Source organism: Tabrizicola sp. BL-A-41-H6 (assembly GCF_050632395.1).
Taxonomy (GTDB): Bacteria; Pseudomonadota; Alphaproteobacteria; order Rhodobacterales; family Rhodobacteraceae; genus JAUYQR01.
In genome coordinates, this window is record NZ_CP192600.1 from 2,884,505 (window position 1) to 2,899,523 (window position 15,019).

11 protein-coding genes are annotated in these 15,019 nt (G+C 65.7%); 3 read left to right on the forward strand and 8 right to left on the reverse strand.

Features of this window, described 5'->3' with window-relative positions; all coding sequences use genetic code 11:
• Window positions 1–19: 19 nt before the first annotated feature.
• The 3 genes from ACROUL_RS14110 to ACROUL_RS14120 are packed head-to-tail and all read left to right on the forward strand — an operon-like array spanning window position 20 to window position 5,154.
• Window positions 20–637, forward strand: coding sequence for a TetR/AcrR family transcriptional regulator (locus tag ACROUL_RS14110; protein WP_431300098.1), 618 nt, complete (start codon window positions 20–22; stop codon window positions 635–637).
• Window positions 618–1,826: an efflux RND transporter periplasmic adaptor subunit gene (locus ACROUL_RS14115; RefSeq protein ID WP_431300099.1), complete on the forward strand. Its 1,209-nt coding sequence runs from the start codon at window positions 618–620 to the stop codon at window positions 1,824–1,826. The genes ACROUL_RS14110 and ACROUL_RS14115 overlap by 20 nt, the downstream gene beginning before the upstream one ends.
• A gap of 10 nt (window positions 1,827–1,836) precedes the next feature.
• Window positions 1,837–5,154: an efflux RND transporter permease subunit gene (locus ACROUL_RS14120; RefSeq protein ID WP_431300100.1), complete on the forward strand. Its 3,318-nt coding sequence runs from the start codon at window positions 1,837–1,839 to the stop codon at window positions 5,152–5,154.
• Between the two features lie 21 nt (window positions 5,155–5,175).
• Here the strand turns inward: ACROUL_RS14120 and ACROUL_RS14125 are convergent, their stop codons facing one another.
• The 8 genes from ACROUL_RS14125 to ACROUL_RS14160 all read right to left on the reverse strand — a co-directional run bounded on the left by ACROUL_RS14125 (window position 5,176) and on the right by ACROUL_RS14160 (window position 14,957).
• Complete coding sequence (locus ACROUL_RS14125; protein ID WP_431300101.1) at window positions 5,176–6,858, reverse strand: hydantoinase B/oxoprolinase family protein; 1,683 nt, start codon at window positions 6,856–6,858, stop codon at window positions 5,176–5,178.
• Window positions 6,855–8,873 (reverse strand): hydantoinase/oxoprolinase family protein, encoded by a 2,019-nt coding sequence (locus ACROUL_RS14130; RefSeq protein WP_431300102.1) that lies wholly within the window; start codon window positions 8,871–8,873, stop codon window positions 6,855–6,857. Before ACROUL_RS14130 ends, ACROUL_RS14125 begins: the two co-directional genes overlap by 4 nt.
• On the reverse strand, window positions 8,874–9,590 hold the full coding sequence (locus ACROUL_RS14135) for an ABC transporter ATP-binding protein (RefSeq protein ID WP_431300103.1): 717 nt from the start codon (window positions 9,588–9,590) through the stop codon (window positions 8,874–8,876).
• The gene (locus ACROUL_RS14140) at window positions 9,562–10,266 is read right to left on the reverse strand and encodes an ABC transporter ATP-binding protein (RefSeq protein WP_431300104.1); all 705 of its coding nucleotides are present in this window, start codon (window positions 10,264–10,266) and stop codon (window positions 9,562–9,564) included. The genes ACROUL_RS14135 and ACROUL_RS14140 overlap by 29 nt, the downstream gene beginning before the upstream one ends.
• Window positions 10,254–11,198, reverse strand: a complete 945-nt coding sequence (locus ACROUL_RS14145) for a branched-chain amino acid ABC transporter permease (RefSeq protein ID WP_431300105.1) — start codon at window positions 11,196–11,198, stop codon at window positions 10,254–10,256. Before ACROUL_RS14145 ends, ACROUL_RS14140 begins: the two co-directional genes overlap by 13 nt.
• Window positions 11,195–12,073 (reverse strand): branched-chain amino acid ABC transporter permease, encoded by an 879-nt coding sequence (locus ACROUL_RS14150; protein WP_431300106.1) that lies wholly within the window; start codon window positions 12,071–12,073, stop codon window positions 11,195–11,197. Before ACROUL_RS14150 ends, ACROUL_RS14145 begins: the two co-directional genes overlap by 4 nt.
• 185 nt (window positions 12,074–12,258) lie before the next feature.
• Entirely contained in the window at window positions 12,259–13,539 is a 1,281-nt protein-coding gene (locus tag ACROUL_RS14155) for an ABC transporter substrate-binding protein (protein WP_431300107.1), read from the reverse strand.
• A gap of 89 nt (window positions 13,540–13,628) precedes the next feature.
• Window positions 13,629–14,957 carry a hypothetical protein gene (locus ACROUL_RS14160; RefSeq protein ID WP_431300108.1) on the reverse strand — a complete coding sequence of 443 codons (1,329 nt, stop codon included), beginning with the start codon at window positions 14,955–14,957 and terminating at the stop codon, window positions 13,629–13,631.
• Between the last annotated feature and the right edge of the window lie 62 nt (window positions 14,958–15,019).

The following is a 15,019-nucleotide window of genomic DNA, read 5'->3' on the forward strand; positions in this document are numbered from 1 at the left end:
CGTTCATTCCGAGGCTGACATGTCTGTTATTGCCGCCCACGCCAACACCTACGAAGATCGCAGCCACGAGATTCTTGGCCTGGTGCGCCGGGCCTTTGCCGAGAAGGGCTTTGACGGCGCGTCGATGCAGGATCTTGCCCGCGCGGCAGGGATGAGCGTCGGCAATTTCTACCGCTATTTCCAGTCGAAAGCCGCAATCGTCGAGGCGATGTGCGGCCTTGACCTGCACGAGATGGAGCAGGATTTCATCGCCATCCGCACCTCGGGCGACCCGATGACCGCGATTCGGGCGAAGATGATGGAACATATCGGCGGCGAGTGTCAGGACGACGGCCAGCTATGGGCCGAGATCACCGCGGCGGCGATGCGCAAGCCCGAGGTCGGGCTGGCCTCGGCCAAGATGGAAGAGACGATCATAGCCAACCTGATCACCGTCTTTGCCGGCGTGACCGGGCGGACGGTCGAAGAGGCGGCGCAGCGCTACCGGGCGCAGGGGCAGCTTCTGGTGATGCTGGTGAAGGCTGCGACGATCCGCAGCAGCCAGTATGGCGGGGGTGACGCTGATCTGACGGCCCTGGTGGGGCGTATCATTGATCAGGTGCTGGGCGAAATTTCCGATGACAAGCAAGAAGGCTGAGGTCGCTATGCGCGCGTTTCACAAGTTCGGTCAGTTGGTGGCTCTGTCGGTGATGGTCATGACGGGGGCCGCGACCGCCCAAGAGGCCGAACAGGCGGCCGTGGTGGAAACGCTGCCGTCGATCACGGTGACGGAGGTCGCGTCGCGGATGCTGCGCGACCGGGTGATCGCGTCGGGGATGATCGGGCCGGTTGAAGAGGTGCAGGTCGCGCCCTTGATCGAAGGCCAGCCGGTGGAACAGTTGCTGGTAGATGTGGGCGATGTGGTGACCGAAGGACAGGTCATGGCGGTTCTGTCCAAGCAGACGCTGGAGTTGCAGCGCAGTCAGGCGGTGGCATCGCTGGCCGCGGCGAAGGCGACGATCGCGCAAGCCGAGGCGCAGTTGGTCGAGGCCGAGGCAAGTGCTGGCGAAGCGCAGCGGGTGGCGGAACGGACGGCGAAGTTGCGCGAACAGGGTTCGGCGTCGCAGGCGGCGGCGGATACCGCCAACGCCAACGCGGTGTCGGCAACCGCGCGGGTCAGTGTGGCGCGGCAGTCGCTGGAGGCTGCGCGGGCGCAGGTTGATCTGGGCGAAGCGCAGTTGGAGAATGTCGACCTGCAACTGGCCCGGACCGAGGTGAAAGCCCCGGTCGCGGGCAAGGTCGTGACGCGCAACGCGCAGGTGGGCGGGATTGCCACGGCGGCGGGTCAGGCGATGTTCGTGATCGTGCGCGACGGGGCATTGGAACTGCGCGCCGACGTGGCCGAGGCCGATATCCTGCGTCTCGCCGAGGGGCAGAAGGCGGAATTGCACACGGTCGGGGCCGTAGCGGGGCTTTCCGGCACCGTGCGGCTGGTGGAACCGACGATCAACGCCACAACCCGTCTGGGCCGTGCGCGGATCGCGGTGGACGAGCCGGAAAAGCTACGCTCGGGCATGTTCGCTGAGGCGGAGATTCTGGTGGCTGAGCGTGAGACGCTGTCGGTGCCGGTGACTGCGGTGGGCTCGGATGCGTCAGGCTCTACCGTGATGCGGGTGACGGACGGCGTGGTCGAGCGGGTGGTGGTCAAGACCGGCATCCGCGACGGGAGCTATGTCGAGGTTCTGGAAGGTCTGGCGGCGGGTGATCTGGTTGTGGCGAAGGCCGGCGCGTTTGTGCAATCGGGCGACCGGGTAAACCCAGTGCCTGATACGGCAAAAGTGAATTGAGGGGACGGCGATGAACTTTTCAGCGTGGTCGATCCGCAACCCCGTAGCGCCGCTCTTGGCGTTCTTCATGCTCATGGTGCTGGGCTGGCAGTCGTTCAACAGCCTGCCGATCACGCGCTTTCCCAACATCGACGTGCCATTGGTCGCGGTGACGGTGGCGCAGGCGGGTGCCGCGCCGGCCGAACTGGAAAGCCAGGTCACCAAGGAGATCGAGGACGCGGTGGCGGGGATCACCGGGGTCAAGAACGTGATCTCGACCGTGACCGACGGGGTATCGACCACGGCGGTCGAATTCCGCATGGACGTGTCGACCGACAAGGCCGTGCAGGAAGTGAAAGACGCCATCGACCGCATCCGGGGCGACCTGCCGGGCGGGATCGAGGCGCCGATCGTCAGCCGGATCGACATCGAAGGTCAGGCGATCATGAACTTTTCGGTCACCGCACCGAACATGACGCTGGAAGAACTGTCGTGGTTCGTGGACGACACGATCACCCGGTCGTTGCAGGGCCGTCCCGGCATTGGCCGGGTGGACCGTTACGGCGGGGCGGAACGGGAAATCCGCATCGAACTGGACCCGGTCAAGCTTAACAGCTTTGGCATCACCGCGCAGGCGGTGTCGTCGCAACTGAGCCAGACCAACGTCGACCTTGGATCGGGCCGGTCCGAGATCGGGTCGGGCGAACAGGCGATCCGGACGCTGGGCGACCAGTCGACGGTGGATCAGCTTGCGGCCACCACCATCGCCCTGCCCTCGGGCCGCTTCGTGCGGCTGACCGATCTGGGCGAGATCATCGACACTTACAAGGAAGTGCGATCATTCAGCCGCTATGACGGGGCCGAGGCGGTGACGTTCTCGGTGTTCCGGTCCAAGGGCGCTTCGGAAGTCAGCGTGGCAGAGACCACCAACGCGGCGCTGGACAGCGTGCGCGCGGCGCATCCCGACGTGAAGATCACGATGATCGACGACACGGTGTTCTACACCTACGGCAACTATGAAAGCGCGATCCACACGCTGCTGGAAGGCTCGATCCTGGCGGTGCTGGTGGTGCTGATGTTCCTGCGCAACTGGCGCGCGACGCTGATCACGGCAGTGGCGCTGCCGCTTTCGGCGGTGCCGACGTTCTACATCATGGACCTGCTGGGCTTTTCGCTGAACCTGGTCAGCTTCCTCGCGATCACGCTGGCGACGGGGATTTTGGTCGACGATGCGATCGTGGAGATCGAGAACATCGCGCGGCATATCCGGATGGGCAAGACGCCCTACCGTGCCGCGATCGAGGCGGCGGACGAGATCGGTCTGGCGGTGATCGCCACCACCTTTACCATCGTGGCGGTGTTCGTGCCGGTGTCGTTCATGCCGGGGATACCGGGGCAATACTTCCGGCAGTTCGGGTTGACGGTGGCGATTGCGGTGCTGTTTTCGCTGGCGGTGGCGCGATTGATCACGCCGATGATGGCCGCCTATCTGATGAGCCCCAAGGACGCCGAGGGCCATGAGGAAAAGGATGGCGCGTTCATGCGCGGCTACCTTCGTCTGGTCAGCGGCACGACGAAGGTACGGCGCTTGCCGAAGCTGGGCTGGCGGTTCCCGACCTATTACGTGACGATGGTGGTAGCCATCGTGGTGGTGATCTTTTCGATCAGTGCAATGCTGCGGGTGCCGGGCAGCCTGTTCCCGCCGGAAGACGTGAGCCGGGTGTCGATTTCGGTCGAACTGCCGCCGGGTTCCAGCATCGAGCAGACGCGGATCACCACCGACGCGATGCGAGAGGCGATCAAGGACGTCGACGGGGTGAAAAGCGTGCTGATCGTCGGGGGCGCCTCGCCTACCGGTGACATCGACGTGCGCCGGGCCAGCATCTCGGTCATCCTTGACCGGCTGGACAACGGCTTTGCGCGCAAGCTGTCGGACCTTGGGCAGGCCTTGCCGGGGATCGGAGCGATCTTGCCGGAAGCGCCGGCGGATGGCCGAGTACGGCCACAGAACGAGATCGAGGCCGAGATTTTCAAACGGCTTCAGGTGGTGCCGGACGTGCGCACCTTCAAGCTGAACGACCGCGGCGAGCGCGACATCAGTTTCTCGGTCCTGTCGTCGAACGAGGCCGACCTGAACCTTGCGGTGCAAAAGCTGGAGGCGGCGCTGTCGGGCGAGCCCTTGCTGGCAAACGTCGCGTCAGAAGGCGCCCTTCCCCGGCCGGAAATCCAGATCACGCCCCGGCTTGAAGAAGCGGCGCGGCTGGGGATCACGACGCAGCAGATTGCCGCTGTGGTGCGGGTGGCAACGATCGGTGATTTCGACGCGGCGCTGGCGAAGCTGTCGATCGACGACCGGCTGGTTCCGGTGCGGGTGCGATTGGCAGATGCGTGGCGCGAAGACTTGTCGCGGATCGCAGCGCTGCAGTTGACCACGGCGACCGGGGCGACGGTGCCGTTGTCCGCGGTGGCGGACATTTCCATCGCCGAAGGTCCGGCAGCGGTGGAACGGTTGAACCGCGAACGCATCGCCACCATCGGCGCGGGTCTGCCGGTAGGCGTGGCGCTGGACACGGCAACCGCACGGTTCAACGAGATTGTGGCCTCGGTGGAACTGCCGCCATCGGTGCGGGTCGCCCCCGCCGGGGATGCCGAGGTGCAGGGCGAACTGATCGGCAGTTTCGTCGACGCGATGGTGATGGGCCTGATGCTGGTGCTGGCGGTGCTGATCCTGCTGTTCCGGTCGGTGATCCAGCCGTTCACCATCCTGTTGTCGCTGCCCCTTGCCATCGGCGGTGTCGCGGCGGCGCTGATCCTGACCAACAACCCGGTGTCGATGCCGGTTCTGATCGGTATCCTGATGCTGATGGGGATTGTGACGAAGAACGCCATCCTGCTGATCGACTTCGTGATCGAGATGCGGGCGCGGGGCTTCAAGCGGGTCGAGGCGGTGATCGAGGCGGGCCACAAGCGGGCGCGGCCGATCGTAATGACCTCGATTGCGATGTCGGCGGGGATGCTGCCTTCGGCCCTTGGCGTCGGTGAGGGCGGGTCGTTCCGCGCGCCGATGGCGATTGCGGTGATCGGTGGCATCATCGTGTCGACGATCCTGAGCCTTGTGGTGGTGCCGTCGTTCTACCTGATCATGGATGATGTTTCGCGCCTGTTGGGCCGGGTGTTCAGCCGCATGATCGGCAAGAAGGAAGATGAGCCGGAAAGCCCCGAGGCTCATGTTCTGGCCGAGCGGATCGTGCGCGGGCAGGAAGAACTGGCGCTGATGCAGGGCCGGTTGGCGGCGCTGGAAGAGCGGGTCAGCGGTAAGCGGCAGACCGCGCTGCACGTGGCCGAGTAAGGGGCTGAGGACCGGGAAGGACTACTTCCCGGCGGGCCAAAGGCTAGCGGCCTGATCCGGGCTGTAGCGGCCAAGGCGCACGTCTTCGGCGACCAGAGCGGGGTCGCGGTCGGCGGGCGGGCCGTAGCCGCCACCGCCGGGGGTGCGGACGCGCACTCGGTCGCCCGGTTTCAGCGCGATGTCCTGCGCCTTTGACAGGTGTTCGGGAATCAGCGTTTCGCCTCCCCGGATCACCTCGACCCGGTTAACCGCGCCGTCCTGCCCGCCCAAGGCACCTTGCGGGCCGACCCGGCCGTGATCCATCACGAAGCTGGCGCGAGCCTCGCCGCGCAGCAGTTCGATCTCGTAATCAAGGCCGAAGCCCCCGCGATGCTGCCCTGCCCCGCCAGAGCCCTCGTGCAGCGCGTAGCGGCGGTATAGGACGGGATAGGTCTGTTCCATTATCTCGACCGGGGGGGCCTTGGAAATGCCGATGGTGGAGCAGCCGTTGGCAAGGCCATCGTGCAGGGCGTTGCCGCCGTAGCCACCGCCCGAGATCTGATACATCACGTAGTCGCGGCCACGTTCGGGATCATGTCCGCCAAGCCCGAAGTTGCCGGAGGTTCCGGCGGGCGCGGCGGTGACGTGGGCGGGCAAGGGTTGCACGAGGGCTGCGAACACCGCTTCGGCGATGCGCTGGCTGACTTCGGCGGCGCAGCCTGACACCGGGCGGGGGTAGTGCGCGTCGAGGAAAGTGCCGTCGATCCCGATGATCGTGAGGGGTTCGAACGCGCCCGCGCTGATCGGCACGTCCGGGAAGATGTGGCGCATGGCAAGGTAGACCGCTGAATAGGTCGTGGCGCGGACCGAGTTCATCGGCCCCATGCAGGGCGGTGAGGAGCCGGCGAAGTCGAAGGTCAGGGCGCCTTCGGCCTTGGTCACGGTCAGCGCGATGGTCAGGGGTTGGTTCACCACGCCGTCGCTGTCGATGAAGGCGGTGCTTTTGTAGGTGCCGTCGGGAATGAGGCCGATCATCGCGCGCATCTGTTTGGCGGCAAGGCGGCGCATTTCGGCGATGGCTTCGGTGACGGTCGCGTCGCCGTAGCGGTCCAGCAGCGTGGCGAGGCGGTCTGCGCCGACCAGAAGCGCCGAGGCCTGTGCCTTGACGTCGCCGATGCGCTGTTCGGAAACGCGGATGTTGGAGCAGATGATCTGGTAGATCTCGGTATCGAGATGCCCCTTCTTGAACAGCTTGACCGGCGGGATGCGCAGCCCTTCCTGTTCGGCGCTGATGGCACTGGCGGAGAACCCGCCGGGAACTGCGCCGCCGGTATCGGGCCAGTGGCCGGTGTTGGACAGCCAGCAGAAGATTTCGCCCCCCCGGTAGACCGGCATCGCGAAGCGCACGTCCATCAGGTGCGTGCCGCCAAGGTAGGGGTCGTTGACGATGTAGACGTCGCCGGGTTCCGGGGCGGCGGTGAGGCCCTTGGCGATGCGGTCAAGGATGGTGCGGGTGGAAAACTGCATGACGCCGACGAACACCGGCAGGCCACGTGAGCCCTGCGCGATCAGGCTGCCGTCGGTGGCCGAATAGATGCCGTCGGACCGGTCGTCGGCCTCGGCGATGACGGGGGAAAAGGCGGCGCGGGAGAAGGTTAGGTCCATCTCGTCGCAGACCTGCTGCAGGCCGGCCTGGATGACCGCAAGGGTGACGGGGTCGATCATTGCGGAACTTTCACGATCAGGTTGCCATCGGCGTCCGAGGTGACGGTGCAGCCGGGGTCGATGATGCTAGTGGTATCCATCTGTTCGATGATCGCGGGACCGGTGAGGTGCAGGTCCAGCGGCAGGTGGTCGCGCCAGTAGACCGGGGTGTCGTGCCAGCCGTCGAACCAGACGCGGCGGGTATCGGTGGGCGTGGCGGTGGGCTTGCGGCCCTTGGGGTCGATCAGGCTCGATAGGTCAAGTTCGGCGCGCTGGCCGACGACGGAGGTGTTGAGGTTGACGAGGTTGGCGCGGATCGTCGGAAGATCGACGCGGAAGCGGGCGTGGTAGGCGGCCTCGAACAGTGATTGCAGATCCTCGCGACTGGGGGTGGCGTTCGGGAGGGCGACGCGCAGCAGATGGGTCTGGCCGACGAACTGCATGTCGGCGGAGTATTCGGCGCGGGTGGCGGTGAGGGTGATCTTTTCGGCGGCGATCAGACGGCGGCCCTCGGCCTCTTGCCCAGCAAGAACGGCGTGGAGGTCGGCCATGTCGGCGGTATCGAGCGGGCGGTTCACTGTGCGGACGAAATCATGCCGCAGGTCGGCCACCACGCAGCCAAGGGCATTGGTGATGCCGGGGCGGGCGGGGATCAGGACATGGGGGATCGCCAGTTCGCGGGCGAGGGCTACCGCATGGAGCGGCCCTGCCCCGCCAAAGGCGAAAAGCGCGAAGTCGCGGGGGTCGGCACCGAGAGAGATCGACACCATGCGGATCGCGCCGGCCATGTGGGTGTTGGCAATGCGGATGACAGCCTCGGCGGCCTCTTCGGTGGTCAGGCCGAGGGGTGTGCCAATCTGGTCTTGCATGGCTTGCCGTGCGGCCTCGGCCGCCTGACCGAACCGGGCGGCGGGAAGGCGGCCGAGGATCAGGTTCGCGTCTGAGATGGTGACGCGGGTGCCGCCGCGACCGTAGCAGATCGGGCCGGGGGTGGAGCCCGCGCTTTCCGGGCCGACGCGAAGCATTCCGCCCGCGTCGATCCGCGCGATGGAACCACCGCCGGCGCCGACGGTGCGCACGTCGACCATCGGCACGTGGATCGGCATGGCATACTCCACCTCAATCTCGTTCGAGACGGGGGCGATGCCACCCCGGATCATGGCGACGTCGGTCGATGTGCCGCCCATGTCATAGGTCAGAAGGTTGGGCATTCCGGCGCGCCGTCCGGTGGCGACGGCGGCCATCACGCCCGAAGCGGGGCCGGACATGACGGTTTTGACCGCCTCCTTTGCCACGTCCTTGGCTGCGACCATGCCGCCGTTGCCGTTCATCACCAGAAGGTCGCGGGAATATCCTTTCAGGGCCAGTTGTTCGGCCAACCGAGCGACATAGCGTTCCAACAGCGGCTGCACCGAGGCGTTGACCGCCGCCGTCACGCCGCGTTCGTATTCGCGGCTTTCCGACAGAAGCGCGTGGCCCATCGTGATGTAGCGGTTGGGCCAGATCTCGGCGGCGACCTCAGCCGCGCGGCGTTCGTGGGCGGGGTTGGCGTACGCATGCAGGAAATGGATCACAAGGCTTTCGCAGCCTTGGTCGGCAAGGTGACGGACAGCGGCGCGAAGGGCATCTTCGTCTAGCGGCGTCAGGACGCGGCCCTTGGCGTCCATCCGTTCGGGGATTTCCAGCCGGAGGTCGCGGGGGATGACGGGCGTGAAGGTGCCGTGCATGCCATAGGCGTGCGGCCGAGTGCGGCGGCCAAGTTCGAGCACGTCGCGAAAGCCCATCGTGGTGATGAGGCCGGTCTTGGCAAGCGCGCGTTCAAGGACGGCGTTGGTGGTTGTAGTGGTGCCGTGAACGATGAGGTCGATATCCTTGAGGTCGGCGCCCGCAGCCTCGAATGCGGCCAGCACGCCGCCGGACTGGTTCGGCAGCGTTGTCGGCACCTTGGCGAGGCGCACGTCACCCGAGGCGGGGTCGAAGATCACGAGGTCGGTGAAGGTGCCGCCCACATCGACGCCTGCGACAAGTCCGGTCATTCACACACCCACGTAGGTTCGGAAGGCCGGCGCGTCGGGCGCCAGGCCCGCCACCGGCAAGGTTGCGTCGATCCGGCCTGCGACCATGAAGGCGACGCGGTCGGCCATTTTCAGCACGGCATCGACGCGTTGTTCAACAAGGATGATGGCGGTGCCTTCGGCGCGCAGGGTCAGCACAGCCTCTTGGATCAGGGTGATCATCGAGGGTTGCAGGCCTTCGGTTGGCTCGTCGAGGAGGAGGACTTTCGGTTCAAGGCAAAGCGCGCGGGCGATAGCAAGCATCTGCTGTTCGCCGCCAGAGAGGGTGGAGGAGGTTTGCACAAGGCGTTCGCGCAGGCGCGGGAACAGCGTCAGGATGCGGTCGAGGCGGTCGGGGTCGTGGCCTTTGACGAGGTCACCGACGGCGAGGTTTTCAGCCACGGTGAGAGGCCCGAAAAGGCGGCGGCCTTGCGGGACATAGGCGAGGCCGCGCCTTGGCACCTCGTGCGGTGGCAGGGACTGGAGCGGCGTGCCGTCCAGCGTGACGGTGCCTGAGGTCGCGGGGACAAGGCCCATCAGGCATTTCAGGAGCGTGGATTTGCCCACCCCGTTGCGGCCCATGATGCAGGTCACCTGCCCCGGTTCGGCGCGGAAGTCGACGCCGTGAAGCACGGTGACGGGGCCGTAGCCCGCAGTAAGGGACGCGACCTCAAGCGCCAAGGTAGGCCTCCTGCACATGAGGGTTGGCGCGGATTTCGGCTGGCGTGCCGGTGGCGAGGATCTGGCCAAAGTTGAGGACGGTGATGTGGGTCGCAAGGTCCATCACGAGGTCCATGTTGTGTTCGATCAGAAGCACGGTGGTGGCCGGGGCGAGGCTGCGCACAAGAGTCTTGAAGCCTTCGATTTCCGAGGCGGCAAGGCCTTGGGTGGGTTCATCGAGGATCAGGACGCGGGGATTGAGGGCAAGGCCCATCGCCAGTTCCAGAAGGCGCTGGTGGCCGTAGCTGAGGGTCTGCGCCTCTTGCCCCGCAAGAGCGTCGAGGCCGACACGGGCAAGCGCGGCGTGGGTTTTGGCGCCAAGGTCGCGGGCGCCGCGGGATTGCACGGCAAGCGCCACGTTGTCGAACACGGTCAGGCGCGGGAAGATCGAGGTGATCTGGAAGGTGTAGGCGATGCCCTTGCGGACCCGCGCGTGAGCGGGAAGCCGGGTGATGTCTTCGCCCACCAGCGTGATCGTGCCGGACTGCGGTAGACGGCGACCAGAGAGGAGGCTGACGAAGGTGGTCTTGCCCGCGCCGTTCGGGCCGATCAGCGCGTGAATCTCGCCCGCGTGCAGGGTGAAATCCACCCCGTCGACCGCGCGGAGGCCGCCAAAATGCAGCGTCAGGTCACGGGTTTCGATCAGGGGAGCCATTTGACCCACCTTTCCCGGATCGTGCCGAGGATGCCCTTCGGCGCGAAGAGGACGAGGGCGACAAGGGCCGCGCCGACGAGGAACAGGTAGGCGGAGGTGAGGCCCGACGTCGCCTCGATCAAGGTGAACATCAACGCGGCGCCAAGGAACGGGCCGATCACCGTCCCGGCCCCGCCCAGAAGGACATAGAGCATCGGCAGGATCGAATACTGGATGGTAGCAAAGCTGGCGCCGACGTAGCCGAAGAGGATGGCATAGGTTGCCCCCGACGCCCCGGCGTAGAGGCCGGAGATGGTAAGGGCGGCGAGCTTGATGGTGAAGGGGTTGTAGCCCAGCATCCGGCTGCGTTCCTCATTCTCGCGCATCGCGACCATCGTGCGGCCGAAGGGCGAGCGGACGAGGATCAGGCAGGCGAGCATGGCGGCGGCGAAAAGAAAAAGGGCGAAGGTGTAGCGGTAGCCGTCAAGCGCGAGGTCGAGGCCGGCGACGGTGCGGCCGGCGGTTTCGATAACAAAGCCTTCGTCGCCGCCGGTATAGGGCGCGAGGTAGAGGATCGTCAGGTAGCCGGCCTGGGCAAACATCAGCGTGACGATCATGAAACTGACGCCGGCGGTGCGCAGCGCCAGAAGGCCCACGGCGGCGGCGACCGCGCCCCCGGCAAGAAGGCCAGTGATCAGCGAAGGAAGGGCGGTCCATTCCAGCAGGTAGCTTGGCAGCCCCATGCCATACATGCCCGCGACAAAGAACAGCGCGTGGCCGAGGCTGAGAAGCCCGGTGTAACCAAAGGCGAGGTTGTAACCCATCGCGAACACCGCCAGCACCATGATGCGGGCGAGGTTGGTGCCGTAATAGGGCGGCAGCAGGAACTGCGCGACGTAGAGGGCGGCGAGCAATGCCAGATGCAGGGCCCAGACCTTTGCGGTTACGGTCATGCCTTCGCCCCGAACAGGCCTTGCGGGCGGAACACCAGCACCATCGCGACAAGGAGCGTGGCGATGATCTTCGCGAGGGTCGGTGAAAACATCATCGAGATCACCCCGTCGGAGAGGCCGATGAAGAGGGCGGCGATGACGGTGCCGCGCAGGGAGCCGAGGCCGCCGATGATGACGACGATGAAGGAAAGGAGCAGCGGATCGCCCCCCATCAGGTAATGGGCCTGCTGGATCGGGACGATCAGCACGCCCGCAAGGGCGGCAAGGCCCGCACCGAAAGCGAAGGTGCCCATGTAGACGCGGTCGACGTTGATACCGAAGCTCTGCGCCGTGGTCCGGTCCACCTGCGTGGCGCGCATAATGAGGCCGGCGCGGGTGCGGGTCATGATCGCCCACAGGCCAAGGAGGACGAGCACGGCGGCAAGGATCACGAAAAGCTTGTAGCCGGAATAGCCGAACCACGGCAGCTGGATGCGCCATTCGAAAGGTGCGCTCACCGGGTTTGCGTTCGGTCCGTAGATGCTGAGCGTGGCCTGCTGTATCATGTAAAGCAGGCCGATCGTGGCGACTATGGTCGCCTCGGGATCGTAGTTCAGGCGCTTCAGGATCAGGGCGTCGGCGGCCGCAGCGAGGGCTGCCACAAGGAGGGGCGCAATGACGAGGGCGGCGGCGAATGCCACGGCGGGCGGGCCGGGCATGAAGGACGCGACCGCCCAGGCGATGACAGCGCCGAGCATGTAGAATTCACCGTGGGCGACGTTCACCACGCGCATCACCCCGAAGACGAGGCTGAGACCGGATGCCGCCAGTGCAAGGACGGCTGCGGTGACCATGCCCTCCATCAGGGCCAGAAGCAGGAAAGGTCCGAAGGCCATGCGTCAGAAGGCTCCCGGGTGGGCGGAGCGCCGCACAGGCAAGAGTGCTTCCCTGCCCCCGGTGTGCGGAAGCGAGACGGGGATGATGGCAGGCACGCCTTTCCGCGGTGCCCCCCTCCCCTCTCCCCTCCCCACGAGGGGGAGGGGAAGCGATCTTGCCTGCGGTGTCATGCGCTGCGAACCGATCAGAATGAGGTCGCCGTGTAGTCGACCGCGTCTTCATAGGCGCCATCGGCCATTGAGGTCTGGTGCACGCGGATCAGCTTGCCGCCCTGCACTTGGCTGATGTTCTGGGTGCCGAACACCTGATGCGTTTTGCCGTTGAACATCTTGGCGCCTTGCGGGCGTTCAATACCGTAGGGCAAGTCGGACATCGCCTCCATCGCCTCGACCAGTTTCTGGCGGTCGGCGGGGCCGGTGTAGGCCGAGGCCTCCATCGCGGCTTTCAGGAAGAAGAGCGTCTCCCAGGTCGAAAACATGTGGCTGTAGGTCGACACGTCGGCGGCATCGCTGATGCTTGCGCCGTTGTCATCAACCCCCACAGCGGCGCGGTAGGCGGCCTCGTGTTCGCCCGCATCGGCCGGTTTGACGCGATTGTGCGCCTCCCAGAAGTAGCTGCCTTCGAGGAATTCGAGGCCGGGGGTGGCTGTGTCGACAGCTTCCAGGCTGTCGATGAAGCCGAACATCGCAGGCTTGGTGCCCGAGCCATAGAATTCGCCGAGTTCCTTGACGAAGGTCAGGACGGCGGGGCCGACCATGACGTGGTAAAGCACCTCGGTTTCGGCGGGGATCTGCGGGAAGTAGCGGGTGAAGGAGGTTTCGGTCGGCGGAATGGCGATCTGGGCGATCACCTCGCCGCCTTGGGCCTTCATCGCGGCGGTGAAGAAATCGCGGTGATCGTGGCCAAAGGCGAAATCCGGGAAGATCATCGTGATCTTCTTGCCGAGATTGGCCGAAACCCACGGCGCCATCGAGGCGATCTGGCTACGCACATCGGTGATGCCGGGTTGCAGCGTCCAGCGGTTCAACATGCCGGAGGCGACGTGGTACCCTTCGGAGCAGACAAGGTAAGGCACCTTGAGTTCGGCCGCGCGGGGGGCGGAGCCGATCACGACATGAGAGAAAAGCGTACCCATCACCACGTCGCAGCCAGCCTGCGTGGTCAGTTTCTCGACCACTTCGGAGCCACGCTTCGGGTCGGTCGCGTCATCTTCGAACACGATCTCGACAGGGCGCCCGTTGATGCCGCCACCGTCATTGATCAGTTTCAGCGCGGCTTGTGCGGTGCGTTCGTACCAGCGGCCGTAGGAGGCGCCGATGCCGGTGCGGTGCAATTGGAAGCCGACCTTGATCGGTGCGGCCTGCGCACCGACGAAGCCGGGCATGGCGGCAAGCGCAAGGCCTGCGGCGCCGCCCTTCAGAAGCGAGCGGCGGGTGGGGATGAAAAGCGAAGTCCTGTCGGTCATGTCTGTCTCTCTCCACTGTTGCGGGCCTCTCTGGCGGAGGCTGTTCGTTGGTCAAGGGTGGGCGGGATGCCCGAGGTTGTCCACTGGTTTCATCCGGTTCTGGCGGTGGACAAAAGCCAGAGACCAAGCACGGTATAGGCGACCATCAGGGCGGTCAGCGGCAGGTGGGCCAGAGGCCGCGCGCCCTGCCCCGCCAATTTCAGCGCAAGGACCACTGCCAGCAGGTGCGCGCCAAGGATGGCTACGAACTGCGCGGCGTAGATCAGCGGCATCACCGAGGGGTCGGTCAGGAACCCGAACGAGACGTAGAAGGGCGGCAAGCCCAGCCACGCCTCGCCCACGAAGAACGGATCGTTCAGCGCGGCAAGGGTGTATTGCCCGGCGGTCAGCAGCATCACAAGGTAATGCGCGGCGTGGTAGCCTGCGGCGATGGCAAGGAACGACAGCATCACCGGGCCGGTGGCAAAGCCCGCGCCACCAAGGCGGCGGCCAAGGGCGATGACGCCAAGGATCAGCGTCAGGGTCAGAACCCAGACGGCAAGCAGGCCAATGGTGTTTTGCACCATCACGCCGGAGCGGCCGGTCGGTTCCAGCGGGTTTTCCCCGATCAGCGCCTGCCACCAGAAGGTTTCCGCCAGCCCGTCGAAGGTGAGGGCGGCAAGCGCAAGGGTGACGAAGATGGTGGCCGAAGGGGTCAATGGCGGCGAGGCGAGCACCTGCGCGCCGGGCCAGCCCGCCATCAGCCTTGCGCGGTTGCCGTCAATGCGAAGCCAGAGGGGCGAGACCTTGGCAATCATCCCCAAAAGCACGGTCAGGAACTCTCCCTGTTCCAGCCAGTCCTCGCCTTCCAGAACGGCCAGGACGAAGATCACCCCCCAGTAGGCCAGCGCGGTAAGGGCCAGCACTGCGGGATCGTCGGGGGAAAGCGACACCATCTGGAACCAGACGAAGCCTGCGTAGCCGAGGATCGCGGGCAGATGGCCGCAGCGGGAAAGGCCTATGCTACCGGTGCGGCCGATCAGCGTGCGGGCAATGCGGACTGGGCCGGTCCACGGGTTTATCGGGCGCCAGAGGTTGCCCATCAGCATCGAGCCGAGGGGGATGGCGATCCAGACGCCGGTCCAGAACACCAGGGTCATCAGGTTGTGCATCGGGTCGCGGCTGCCGAAAAGGCCAATCAGGATCAGGCCGAGAAACCCCAGAAACCCGATGTAGGACGAAACGGCGCCCGGCACCAAGACCCGGCGTTCCAAGAGCGTGACCGGGGTCAGGCTTGGCAGGCGGTGCGAAAGCGCACCTAGGACCGCGGTCAGCCCGACGGTCAGTGCAGCACCGGTGATGTAATGGCCTGTCGGCAGGGTCAGGATCACCGAGGGCGGCAGGGCGCAGGCGAAGGCGGTTCCGGAGGTGAGCGCCACGCCGACGCCGGCACACCCAAGAATTCTGGAAAATTCCTGGCAAAACCCTTCAAAGAATTTTG